Here is a 12,521-nt window from a genome sequence, read left to right as displayed (position 1 = left end):
GAAAGGTCATCAACTGTGTTAGAAAAAAGTCATTCTGCTGCCGCCTGCTTGAACCGCTTCAGTTTATGATTTTTTTTGGCAGCGGGCGCAAAAATGAGTACCCCTTCCGCCGACCACAATTTTAGAAATCATCGTGCCGCACGTTTTGCACGGTTCATCCTTTTTGCCGTATACGTAATGTTTGAGCTGAAACATTCCGATCTCCCCTTGAGAATTGATATAAGACCGGACGGTGCTCCCGCCCGCGTCAATCGCTTCCTGAAGGGTGTCTTTAATTTCTGTATGAAGCGTTTTTATCTGCCCGTCTGACAGACTGTTCGCTTTTGTCTCAGGATGAATACGCGCCCGGAATAAAGCTTCATCGACATAAATATTGCCGAGGCCGACGACCGCTTTTTGGTCGAGCAGGGCTGTTTTCACTGCGCGGTTCGTTTTTGCAAGCCGCTCTTTTAAATAAGCAGCGGTAAATGCTTCATCATCGGGTTCGGGCCCGAGCTGTGAAAGCGGTAATGCATTCTGTTCCTCTCCCGGCGCAAACAAATGCATCGTGCCGAATTTCCGGACATCCCGGTAGCGGAGCTGTGTTCCGTCCGTCATGTGAAACACGACGTGCACATGTTTATCGTCAGGCTCATCGGCCTGATGAAGACCGTATTTCCCCTCCATCCGCAGGTGGGACACCATGACATAATGATCCAGATGGAAAAGCAAAAACTTTCCCCTTCTTCCGATGGATCGGATTGTTTCTCCTGCAATCTGCCGCGCGAATTCCTCCGGCTCGGCGGGTTTTTTGATGATATTCGGCCATCTGATATCCGCCGATTCAATCGTTTTCCCCTTCACAAGACCGGTCAGAGTGCGCCGGACCGTTTCAACTTCTGGTAATTCCGGCACAATCATCACTTCCTTTTTCTCTGTTTATTTTGCATCGTACCAAGACGGCCCTGAAGCATAATCCGCCTTCAGCGGCACGTCTAATGCCAAAGCATGCTCCATCACTTCAGGAACCAGCTTCTCTAATATTTCAATTTCTTCCTTAGGCGCTTCAAAAATCAATTCATCGTGCACCTGAAGCAGCAGCCGCGCCTTCAGGTTTTTTTCTTTCAGCTCAGCTGCCATGTCAATCATGGCTTTTTTAATAATATCGGCGGCGCTTCCCTGAATCGGCGTATTCATGGCCGTCCGTTCCGCAAAGCTCCGCAGGTTGAAGTTGCGGCTGGTCAGCTCAGGAATATAGCGGCGGCGCTGCATAAGGGTCGTGACATATCCTTTTTGCTTCGCTTCCTGCACCGATTCTTCCATATACGCCTTAACGCCCGGGAAGCTCTCCAAATAGCGGTCTATAAAAGCGCCCGCTTCTTTCCGGGTGATGCCGAGGTTTTGTGACAGCCCGTAATCACTGATGCCGTAAACAATGCCGAAATTGACGGCCTTTGCCTGGCGGCGCATCGCTTGTGTCACTTCATCTTCACTGACATGAAACACGTCCATGGCGGTTTTTGTGTGAATGTCCATGTCATTCGTAAACGCTTCGATCAGATTTTCATCTTTTGAAATATGCGCAAGCACCCTTAATTCAATTTGTGAATAATCGGCGGCGAAAATAAGCCAGTCCGGTTCGGACGGTACGAAAGCCTGACGGATTTTCCGCCCTTCCTCCAGCCGGATCGGAATATTTTGCAGGTTCGGATCCGTTGAGCTGAGGCGTCCGGTTTGAGTCAATGCCTGATTGAATCGTGTATGCACCTTATGAGAATCCTTGCGCGTGACCTTCAGCAGCCCTTCAATATAAGTCGATTGGAGTTTGCCGATTTGTCTGTATTGCAGAATGTACGCGACGATATCATGTTTGTCTGCGAGCTTCTCAAGCACATCGGCTGAAGTGGAATAGCCTGTTTTTGTTTTCTTTACTGGCGGCAGGCCGAGCTTTTCAAACAGAATGACGCCGAGCTGTTTTGGTGAATTGATGTTAAACGGCTCACCGGCGATGTCATGGATTTTTTCTTCATATTCTTTCAGCTTTGCCTTGAGCTCTTCGCCCATTCGCTTCAGTCTTTCAACATCCACTTTGACGCCCATTGATTCCATTTCTCCGAGAATTAGCGCAAGCGGGAGTTCGAGATCTTCATATAATTCAAGCTGATTATTTTCTTCCAGCGCGTGCAGCAGTTTGTCACGGAGGCTGTTAACGGCAGACGCTTTCCGCGCGAGATGATCGGCAAGCTCTTTTTCAGCCGGAACGGCGCGCTTTGCGCCTTTTCCGTATACCGCTTCATCTTTTGAAACGATATTCAGCCCGTATTCTTTCGCTACGCTCGCGACATCGTCGTACGAATTGCCCGGGTTTATAATGTAGGCAGCAAGAAGCGCGTCAAATTCCGTTCCCTTCAGCTCAATTCCCTGCCAGCGCAAAGCGACGACTGAACGTTTGCTGTCGAACACCCACTTTTTCATCGATTCATCTTCAGCCCAAGATTTAAAAGCTTCAGACTGAATGGCGATTTCTTTCGGAATATAATAAAGACCTGTTTCATTCACGATGGAAAAGCCGAGGATCGGTTCTTCGTGATAGTTATCACCGATTTGTTCGACGACCAAAGCGGACGGCGAAACGAGCATATCTTCAGTGATTTCTTCTGCCGTTTCAACATTGATGTCTTCAAAATTTTCTTCCGCCGTTTCGCCGCTTTCTTCACCGAGCCGCTCAAGAAGCGTATTAAAACCGAGGTCTTTAAAAATGGCAACAACTTGTTCACGGTCAAACCCTTGGTAATCTAAATCTTCGGGCTTGACTTCAATCGGCGCATTTGTCATAATCGTCGCCAGCTCTTTGCTCATCAGGGCTTGTTCCTTATATTCTTCAAGCTTTTCTTTTAATTTTTTTCCGCTGACTTCATCAATGGAATCAAGCAGTTTCTCAACCGAATGGAACTGCTTTAAAAGCTTAATCGCGGTTTTTTCTCCGACGCCGGGGACGCCCGGTATGTTATCGGATGAATCCCCCATTAATCCCTTCATATCAATGATTTGCAAAGGGGTCAGACCGTACTTTTCTTGCACGTGCTCCGGCGTGTAATCTTCCACGTCAGTAATGCCTTTTCTCGTAATGGCAACGGTCGTTTTCCCGGTTGCAAGCTGGGTTAAGTCCTTGTCCCCCGAAACTACCTTTACTTCGAAGCCTTCTTTTTCAGCAGATACGGCAAGGGTGCCGATAATATCGTCCGCTTCATATTCAGGAAGCTCGTAGCGGCTGATGTTATAGGCATCAAGGAGCTCGCGGATGAACGGCATCTGTTCTGAAAGCTCCGGCGGCGTTTTTTGTCTTCCGCCTTTATATTCTTTAAACGTGCTGTGGCGGAAAGTGGTTTTCCCCGCATCAAAAGCCACCAGCATGTGGGTCGGCTTTTCATCTTCCAGCATTTTCATTAAAATCATCGCAAACCCGTATACGGCATTTGTATGGATGCCTTTTTCATTGCTTAAAAGCGGCAATGCAAAAAACGCCCGATACGCCAGACTGTTTCCGTCGACAAGCACTAATTTTTTTCGTTCCGTCATTCAATATCCTCCTAAGAGCAAAAGCTCGTCATTCCTCTATTTTTTAATCTCACAGCTTCTCTTATTTTAACAAAGTTCAATTTGAAAGGAAAATGAGCGAACCCCGTGAAAACGCAAAAAAGGACGGGAACAAGAAAACACGTTCCCGCCGTCAAAATTGGCTCCTTGGATGAAGGGGTTCTGTTATATCCTAACAAGATAGGTTTAACAGGTCATGAAGAAATTGTTAATCCTTTGTAAAGCTGGTCACGCTTCCGGCTGCCGCTTCAGCGTCACGGTAAATACAGTCCCCTGTCCCGGCTCGCTTGTGACCTCGATTTTACCTTCATGGGCTTCTATTAAGTGCTTCACGATGGCGAGGCCGAGCCCGGTTCCTCCCGAGTTGCGGCTTCTGTCTTTATCCACGCGGTAGAATCTCTCAAATATCCTCGGGATCTCTTCCTTCTGAATGCCGATTCCCGTATCGGACACTTTGATATCGACAACGGTTTCTTTCACATGTACCGAAATCCCCACCGTCCCTTTTTCAGGCGTGTAGGTCAGGGCATTGTTCGCCAGATTCAAAAACACCTGCTTCAGCCTGTGCGCATCACCCGTCACAAAAATCGGCTCTTCCGGGAGATCGAGCTGAAAGCTGATGCCTTTTTCCTCAGCCTTATGCCGCAAAAGCGCTTCAATTTCATGCAGAATTTTTGCGGCGTCAAAGGACTCTACGCGCATCGTAAAGTTTTGCTGCTCCATCTTGGATAAATCCAGTAAATCCTGCACGAGAGATTGGAGCCGCTCACTTTCTTTCAGAATGATAGACAGAAAGTCTGAAAGCGCCTTTTCGTCTTTCATCGCTCCGTCTAACAGTGTTTCCGTAAAGCCTTTAATCGAGGTGATCGGTGTTTTCAGTTCATGGGAGACATTGGCGACGAAGTCCTTTCTCATCTGCTCCAATTTTTTAATTTCCGTCATATCGTGAAAGACGAGGACGATGCCCTTCCATTCATCGTCAGGGCCCATGATCGGAACGCCGTCAACTTCAAAGTAGCGCCGCTCAATGTTGATGGGAAGTCTGAGCAGCTGGCATTTTTTCGTCTCCGTCATAAAAATGTCTTCGACAAGCCGAATGATCTCCTCATGTTCAAACGCATCATGGTAAAGACGCCGAAGCAGACGTTCAGGCTTTGTATGAAACTGCTTCGTGTATGACCGGTTCACGAGATTGATAAAACCTCTCCCGTCTATTAAAATCAAACCGGATCCGATATTTTCAATGACGGTTAACAGACGATCGCGCTGCATATCCTGCGTTCTCGTCATTTCCATTAAATCGACCGCCAGGCTGTTCATCGCACGCCCGAGACGGTCCGACCGCCTTGCGTAACCGCTGTAGGAGCGGGCGTCATAATTCCCCTTGGACAGCTCCGTCGCCACTTTTGTCGCGGCGTCGATTGATTTTTTGTAACGGGACGTCATGTTTGTATAAAAGAAAACGATAATGATAAAAGCGGTACAAAGACTTGCTGCCAGCATGCCCCACATTTCTCCGGTAACGCTTGAACCGCCGTTGATCTCAGAGGAAACGAGTACATACCCCGCAATTTTCCCGGCGTCATTTTTTACGGCAGTGCCGCGGATGACTTTGCTTTTCGACTGTACGGCTTCCTCGCTTTTATTGTGAGAAATGAACTCCTTTACGGCTGAATCATCAGCATGACTGCCGGAATGATATACGGCGTCACCCTTCTCGTTGAGCACGGCGACGTTTATACCGAGGGTGCGGCCGGCGTCACGGATTACCGTTTCATTGCTTTTATTGCCGATTCGGCCGGTGTCAAGAAGGCCCGCTATGTATACCGATTCCTTTTTCAGCTGATCCGCCGTTCTTTCTTCAGCGGATGAAGAAAGAAGCTGCTGTAAAAAAAGGCCGAGAACACTGAAAACCAATATGATACATACAACGAGTAAAGCGAACAGACGCACACGGACTTTATTCATTCATTTTTGGCTCCTCCAGTTTATACCCCAAACCTCTGATTGTTTTAATATAGATGGGTTTTTTGGTATTTGATTCGATTTTGTCGCGCAGATGACTGATATGAACGTCAACAATCCGGGTGTCCCCGGCAAAATCATAGTTCCAGACCGCGCTCAGCAGAAGATCTCTCGTCAGCACTCTTCCCTTGTGTTTTCCCAAATACAGAAGCAGTTCAAATTCTTTAGGCGTCAATTCCAGCTGTTCTGACTTGAAGTACGCTTCGTAATGCTCCGGAAGAATTTTCAGCTCGCCGATGAGGATCTGCCCGTCCTTTTCCTCTTCTCTGCCTTGTGACAGCGAAGAAATGTCAGCCCTTCTTAAAATGGCTTTCACCCGCGCAGTGACTTCCCGCGGACTGAACGGCTTTGTCATGTAATCATCCGCTCCGAGCTCCAGTCCCAGCACTTTATCAAACTCCTCATCTTTTGCTGTCAGCATCAAGATCGGGACCATCATTTTCTGCTGTCTGAGCTGCTTACAGACGTCGATTCCGTCCACTTTCGGCAGCATGACATCCAGTACGATTAAATCCGGATTTTCATTCTCTGCCAGCTCCAGAGCCTCTTCACCGTCTGATGCGGTAATGACATCATAGCCGGACCGTTCCAGATTATACTGTAAAAGAGTAACGATAGATTGTTCATCATCTACAACTAAAATTTTTTTGTTCATGCTGCGCCCTCCGCTGTCTATTTTCCCCGACATCCAATTTTCTCTATTTTATGTGCTGCATATCACTTTATGATTTCATTTTATCCAATACTGCCCGTTCAGACAATTCGCCTTTTTGATCATTTTCAGAGAAAGGATCGCTCAGGGAAAAAGAAAACGCTTTCATTAATTGTAAAAAGAGGAAGGCTTCTGATTCGGAAGCCTTCCCTTTTTTCTTATGACAATACTTTCATCACGTTTTTGACAGATTCAACTGATTTACTCAGCTGCGCTTTTTCATAGTCTGTCAGTTCAAGCTCGATGATTTGCTCTAGGCCGTTTCCTCCGATAATCGTCGGTACGCCTAAGTAAATGCCTTCATGACCGTATTCGCCTTCTAAGTAAGCGATGGTCGGAAGCACGCGGCGCTGATCTTTCAAAATGGCTTCTACCATTTCAGTCAGTGATGCAGCAGGCGCGTAGTAGGCGCTTCCGTTTCCGAGAAGGTTGACGATTTCCCCGCCGCCTTTTCTTGTGCGTTCTACAATCGCATCAAGACGGTCTTTCGGGATAAGCGTTTCAAGCGGAATGCCGCCCGCATAGGAATAACGGACGAGAGGAACCATGTCGTCACCGTGTCCGCCAAGAACAAAACCGGTCACATCTTTTACAGACAGGTTTAATTCTTCAGCGACGAATGTTCTGAATCGCGCAGTGTCAAGCACTCCGGATTGTCCGATGACGCGTTCTTTCGGGAAGCCTGATTCTTTGTACACCGCATATGTCATCGCATCAACAGGGTTTGTCAATACAACGATAATGCAGTCAGGAGAATATTTCACGATCTCACGTGTGACGCTTCTCATGATTTTTTCGTTTGTAGATACGAGATCATCACGGCTCATGCCTGGTTTTCTCGCAATTCCGGCTGTGATGACGACGATATCAGAACCGGCTGTGTCCTCGTAGTTGGACGTGCCTGTGATTTTCGCGTCAAATCCTTGAACCGGACTTGCTTCGAGCATGTCTAGCGCTTTTCCTTTTGTCGGGTTTTCTAATTGCGGAATATCAACGAGCACAACGTCCGCAAGCTCTTTTTGAGCTGTAAGAAAGGCTGTTGTCGCTCCCGTAAATCCTGCTCCGATAACAGAAACTTTACTGCGTGTTTTTCCCATGATTCTCTTCTCCTTTTTTGGCTTCATTAGAAGTCTGCTTTAGGTTCAGTCCATGTTTTTGATTAGCTCTTCACCAAACTCTGAACATTTCACTTCAGTTGCGCCGTCCATTAATCTAGCAAAATCGTACGTTACTACTTTTGAAGCAATCGTTTTTTCCATAGATTTAATGATCAAGTCAGCAGCCTCATTCCAGTTCAGGTGTTCAAGAAGAAGCACTCCTGAAAGGATGACGGATGACGGGTTGACTTTGTCAAGGCCGGCATATTTAGGAGCCGTTCCGTGAGTCGCTTCGAAAATCGCATGCCCTGTTTCATAGTTGATGTTCGCTCCCGGCGCGATCCCGATTCCGCCTACCTGAGCGGCAAGCGCATCAGAGATATAGTCTCCGTTTAAGTTCATTGTCGCCACGACGTCGAATTCGCTCGGACGGGTTAAGATCTGCTGAAGGAAAATATCAGCGATGCTGTCTTTGACGATGATTTTCCCTGCCGCTTCCGCGTCGCTCTGCGCTTTATCAGCCGCTTCTTTTCCGTCTTTTTCGACAATGCGGTCATATTCAGCCCAAGTGAATACTTTATCTCCGTATTCTCTTTCGGCAAGCTCGTAGCCCCAGTTTTTAAATGCCCCTTCAGTGAACTTCATGATGTTTCCTTTGTGGACAAGCGTGACAGACTTACGGCCGTTTTCGATCGCATACTCAATGGCAGCTCTGACTAAGCGGCTTGTGCCTTCTTCAGAAACAGGTTTGATGCCGATTCCTGACGTTTCAGGGAAACGGATTTTGTTAACACCCATTTCATTTTGCAGGAAGCTGATCAGCTTTTCAACCTCTTCAGAACCTTTCGCATACTCAATTCCGGCATAAATATCTTCCGTATTCTCGCGGAAAATGACCATATCCGTATCTTCAGGTCGTTTGACCGGAGAAGGCACTCCCGTGAAATATCTGACAGGGCGCAGGCACGTAAACAAATCAAGCTCCTGTCTCAGCGCCACGTTCAGAGAACGGATACCGCCGCCGACCGGTGTCGTCAGAGGACCTTTGATGGCGATGAAGTACTCTCTGATGTCTTCCAGCGTTTCGGCAGGAAGCCACTCACCTGTTTTATTATAAGCCTTTTCACCGGCATAAACTTCTTTCCACGTGATTTTTTTCTCGCCTTTATATGCTTTTTCAACAGCGGCTTCCAATACTTTAGAAGCGGCGTTCCAAATATCAGGGCCTGTGCCGTCGCCTTCAATAAACGGGATAATCGGATTATTTGGTACGTTTAATACTCCATTAGAGACTGTAATTTTTTCACCTTGTGACACAATATTACCTCCCAGTATGTAATTCATATTTAGAAAACATTTTATTTTTCTTGTATAGAAAATAAAATGACTTTTCCCAAGATTCTATCAAAATTGTAAACCAATCCGGGCTTGATTAACAAGAGGCTAACGACATGAAAATCACCAGCCTCCCGTTTGATCAGGCTCTTTCATCAATCGGAACAAAAGTCTGCTTATCCGGACCCGTGTAATCAGCGCGCGGGCGGATGAGGCGGTTGTTATCGTACTGTTCAAGAATATGGGCGATCCATCCTGACATTCTGCTGACCGCAAAGATCGGCGTGAACAGATCGTGATCAATGCCGAGACTGTGGTATACAGATGCGGAATAGAAATCAACGTTAGGCGGGAGTTTTTTCTCCGACGTCACGATTTCTTCGACACGGATTGACATCTCATACCATTTGCTTTCCCCCGTCAGATTCGTCAGGCGTTTGCTCATTTCTTTTAAGTGTTTGGCGCGCGGGTCTCCATGCTTATACACACGGTGTCCGAAGCCCATTACTTTTTCCTTTTTCTCCATTTTGCTGCGGATATAAGGCTCGGCGTTTTCCACTTCGCCGATTTCTGTCAGCATTTTCATGACGGCTTCATTGGCTCCGCCGTGAAGCGGTCCTTTTAAAGCGCCGATGGCGGCAGTGATGCCTGAGTAAATATCAGATAAGGTGGCGACACATACTCTCGCCGTAAATGTTGATGCGTTCAGCTCATGATCCGCATGAAGAATGAGCGCTTTGTTAAACGCTTCCACTTCGATCGGAGAAGGCTCTTCACCGTTTAAGGTGTAAAGGAAGTTCTCCGCGATTCCGTACTCTTCCTTCGGTTCAACAGGATCAAGTCCTTTGCGGATTCTTGAGAAAGCGGCGACAATGCCCGGCACTTTCGCCTGCAGACGGATGGCTTTTCTGTAGTTCGCTTCCGGATTCATAACATCGGCTTCACTGTCAGTCAGACCGAGTAATGAAATCGCCGTCCGGAGCGCAGCCATTGGATGTACGTTATTGAGGGGATATGATTTGAAGTGCTCAATGATTTCTTGTGGAACGGCAGCTTCTTTCGCAAGCTGTTTTTTCAGTTCAGCAAGTTCCGTTTTATTCGGCAGGCGCAGATGCCACAGCAAATAAATGATTTCTTCAAAACTTGCATTCTCTGTCAAGTCGTCAATATCGTACCCTACATATGTAAGGGTATCGTCGATAATAGAGCTTACAGATGATGTTGTTGCTACAACCCCTTCAAGACCGCGTGTTGCTGTCATATTCAACCTCTCCTTTTCAATCAAAATTCCCCTTTAAAGAGTATATAAAACATACGGCTTACTTAAAATGAGTCATGCAAACAATCCCTTTCCCCTTTAAGAAAATGCTTACATTTCACTGATTGCGGTTACATAACCGATATGCTTATAGAGGAACATAACAAATTCTTATAAGCTTATTTAAGTTTAAGCCTATTCTTATTATAAACAATAATCTGATTAATTTGTAGACTTTTAACTAAAAATGTTTTAAAAGCCCTATATATCAAGGTTTTGCGTTGATAAATTTAATCGCTTGCTTTCAGGCGCTTTGTAAAACCATGTATTCTTATTGGGGGAGTTTTAGGGGAGTTTAAAAGGACAACGCACCACTACCCGGGTTATTCACAAATGAACGCCAGAAAGAGCGCAAAAAAAAGCCCTGTCTGGGGCTTTTTTTATGTGCCTACTGGCCGCTCTGCTAATTTTAGAGTACCCACCGGGCGCTCTGTTATCTTAACATCTGATGATGCTTGATTAATCTTGACTACAGCTAAACCACTTAACGTAACAAAGGTTAGGGCTGCACAAAGAATAATTTTTTTCAATTATAATCCCTCCAGGTGCTTCATTTTCTTCTCGGCTAAAATAGCATGTTTAGAAAATTCAAGCGCCTCTTTAAAGAGTCCATGCTTCTCACAGTGTTCTGAAATAATCAAAGAAAGATCAAAAACGCTATCAAGGTCATTTACTTCGTACAAGTAAGAAATACCACCTCGACAAGTTTCAATGCTTTTCCTCTGATCCTGCTGCAGAAGTCCGTAAATAATATTTATTTTAGCCTCATACACCTTATTCTCTTTTCGTTTAAAATATTCCTTTGTCTTTTTATAATAATATGGCATTTTATTTACATCCCCTATTTTATAAAGCTCTTTCAAAAACATATACAGGGAATTTATATAATATACCGAGCCCCTCCACTCTTTATTTCTGATGGCTTTTTTCAAGGCATTTATACAGTCTTGGGGGCGGTTTGCTGCAGAATATGTAAGACTTAAATTATGATGTATTAAAGCTGTGAAAAGTGAATCGTGAAGAACTCTCGAAATTCTGATTGCTTCTAAATAACTTTCCTCCGCTTTTTCATAAAGTCCTAAATCAGTGTAGTTTTGTCCAACAATCATAAGAGACGTGGCGAGCTTTCGTTTATAGCCTTCATTTTCTCTATAAATTTGTAGCGCATCATTGATATAATTCAAAGAAATTAGACTCTGCCGCAGCATCATATACATAGACGCCACTTTCGAATAAAATTCAGCCCGCTCTATACAATCGGGTATATCCTTCAATTTTTTCTCTGCTATTTTGAATAAAGTAATTGCTTTCTCAAAGTTCCTTTTATGCGACTCATATAACGCTTCAAATAGAAAGAAATAATATTCAATCATATGGTCTGTTTTTTTTATTTCATCAGCGTGGTTTTCATTAAAATATGAATGGGGCGGAAGCTCCTCCCCTTTCACCTGATACAAAAACATTTTGTGCCTTTCCTCCAACAAAGAATAATACATCAAAACTTCCTGATCCTCTTCCATTTCATCAAACAATGGTTTGATCTCTTCAAAATATCTCTCAGCAGACTCAGCGTCTTGTTGTTTTATCGCGATATACCAATCATTTAATATATTTGCAACACATTCAGAAGCCAGTTTACTCATCAATAAACCCCTCTTTCTACAAATATTCTAAATTTTCTCAAATAATATTCTAGCATACTTTTAACATAAAATGTAATTAATAGGAGTTTTTTTCGACATCGCGCAATTTTCCCTTTCGACATCGCGCAATTTCAAAAAAAGGCTATTGACCCACTTTTTCAGAACGGTATTATAGCGGACTATTTCTCTCTATTGTCGAATCTACAGATGTTTTTCCCCATTCATAAAAAAATATAGACCTGTATAATCGGCACTGTAACAAAATAACAAAAAAGGAGATTTTGAGATGAAAAAATTTGTTTTACCTTTCCTGGCTACCTTTACTTTAGCTTCCGGATCATTGCTTTCTTATCAAGACACCGCCTCTGCTACATCTAATACTGATGAAGAATGGATTACGATTGAAGACAGTTCGCAAGGTTCTGGCTCTATTCTTCAGACAGCAACCGAAAGCCCGTATACTGTAATGGCGTCAAAACCTGATTATAAGACCAACTGGAATTTAAAAAAGCGTAGACAGGGACTGGACTTTTTCGCATGCAATTACGCCATGCTGACAAAGGCCAGCGCAAAAATGAGAATAAATACAATCGAGGCAAAATCACGATTGTACTATAATAACGGAGCGCTTTCAAAAAGCAAAACTGATACAAATAGTAATTCAAACTATGCCGGGGCGGAAGCTGTGGGAACAGTAACCGGGGGATATGGATGTAAAGGGAAAGCATATGGCAACTCCAAATACGTAAGAAAAAAATATAAAACTGTAACGCATCAAAAAAAATGGAACATAAAAAACGCTCTTTAAAATAAAA

General features: G+C 44.7%; 10 protein-coding genes. 1 reads left to right on the top strand and 9 read right to left on the bottom strand.

The features are described from left to right. Positions 1-63 precede the first annotated feature (63 nt). The 9 genes from mutM to ABK447_RS06020 all read right to left on the bottom strand — a co-directional run bounded on the left by mutM (position 64) and on the right by ABK447_RS06020 (position 11,706). Positions 64-894 carry a DNA-formamidopyrimidine glycosylase gene (gene mutM / locus ABK447_RS06060; RefSeq protein ID WP_025285093.1) on the bottom strand — a complete coding sequence of 277 codons (831 nt, stop codon included), beginning with the start codon at positions 892-894 and terminating at the stop codon, positions 64-66. Between the two features lie 24 nt (positions 895-918). Further along, positions 919-3,558, bottom strand: a complete 2,640-nt coding sequence (gene polA / locus ABK447_RS06055; RefSeq protein WP_038464131.1) for a DNA polymerase I — start codon at positions 3,556-3,558, stop codon at positions 919-921. Between the two features lie 246 nt (positions 3,559-3,804). Then, positions 3,805-5,544 (bottom strand): two-component system histidine kinase PnpS, encoded by a 1,740-nt coding sequence (pnpS, locus tag ABK447_RS06050; protein ID WP_038464134.1) that lies wholly within the window; start codon positions 5,542-5,544, stop codon positions 3,805-3,807. After that, complete coding sequence (locus tag ABK447_RS06045) at positions 5,537-6,256, bottom strand: response regulator transcription factor (RefSeq protein WP_003152457.1); 720 nt, start codon at positions 6,254-6,256, stop codon at positions 5,537-5,539. The genes pnpS and ABK447_RS06045 overlap by 8 nt, the downstream gene beginning before the upstream one ends. A gap of 215 nt (positions 6,257-6,471) precedes the next feature. Beyond that, the gene (gene mdh, locus ABK447_RS06040; protein WP_003152455.1) at positions 6,472-7,410 is read right to left on the bottom strand and encodes a malate dehydrogenase; all 939 of its coding nucleotides are present in this window, start codon (positions 7,408-7,410) and stop codon (positions 6,472-6,474) included. Between the two features lie 45 nt (positions 7,411-7,455). Then, a complete protein-coding gene (icd, locus tag ABK447_RS06035; RefSeq protein WP_007408075.1) occupies positions 7,456-8,727 on the bottom strand; it encodes an NADP-dependent isocitrate dehydrogenase in 1,272 nt (423 codons plus the stop codon). A 160-nt stretch (positions 8,728-8,887) separates the two neighbouring features. Then, positions 8,888-10,006 carry a citrate synthase gene (gene citZ / locus ABK447_RS06030; protein WP_003152453.1) on the bottom strand — a complete coding sequence of 373 codons (1,119 nt, stop codon included), beginning with the start codon at positions 10,004-10,006 and terminating at the stop codon, positions 8,888-8,890. A 437-nt stretch (positions 10,007-10,443) separates the two neighbouring features. Further along, positions 10,444-10,593: a PhrK family phosphatase-inhibitory pheromone gene (locus tag ABK447_RS06025; protein WP_164463356.1), complete on the bottom strand. Its 150-nt coding sequence runs from the start codon at positions 10,591-10,593 to the stop codon at positions 10,444-10,446. After that, a complete protein-coding gene (locus ABK447_RS06020) occupies positions 10,594-11,706 on the bottom strand; it encodes a tetratricopeptide repeat protein (protein ID WP_038464137.1) in 1,113 nt (370 codons plus the stop codon). Between the two features lie 286 nt (positions 11,707-11,992). On the opposite strand from ABK447_RS06020, the gene ABK447_RS06015 reads away from it, so the two are divergent. After that, positions 11,993-12,514, top strand: a complete 522-nt coding sequence (locus tag ABK447_RS06015) for a hypothetical protein (protein ID WP_025285097.1) — start codon at positions 11,993-11,995, stop codon at positions 12,512-12,514. The last annotated feature ends 7 nt before the right edge of the window (positions 12,515-12,521 follow it).

This window comes from Bacillus sp. hwrm1 (genome assembly GCF_040207805.1).
In the GTDB taxonomy this organism is placed as follows: Bacteria; Bacillota; Bacilli; order Bacillales; family Bacillaceae; genus Bacillus; species Bacillus velezensis.
This window is presented reverse-complemented; position numbering and strand designations above follow the sequence as displayed.

Bases quoted from the DNA above. Each gene is read 5' to 3' on its own strand.
- ABK447_RS06015 (WP_025285097.1), top strand. From the start codon at position 11,993: ATGAAAAAATTTGTTTTACCTTTCCTGGCTACCTTTACTTTAGCTTCC.
- ABK447_RS06045 (WP_003152457.1), bottom strand. From the start codon at position 6,256: ATGAACAAAAAAATTTTAGTTGTAGATGATGAACAATCTATCGTTACT.
- citZ (WP_003152453.1), bottom strand. From the start codon at position 10,006: ATGACAGCAACACGCGGTCTTGAAGGGGTTGTAGCAACAACATCATCT.
- pnpS (WP_038464134.1), bottom strand. From the start codon at position 5,544: ATGAATAAAGTCCGTGTGCGTCTGTTCGCTTTACTCGTTGTATGTATC.
- ABK447_RS06020 (WP_038464137.1), bottom strand. From the start codon at position 11,706: ATGAGTAAACTGGCTTCTGAATGTGTTGCAAATATATTAAATGATTGG.
- mdh (WP_003152455.1), bottom strand. From the start codon at position 7,410: ATGGGAAAAACACGCAGTAAAGTTTCTGTTATCGGAGCAGGATTTACG.
- polA (WP_038464131.1), bottom strand. From the start codon at position 3,558: ATGACGGAACGAAAAAAATTAGTGCTTGTCGACGGAAACAGTCTGGCG.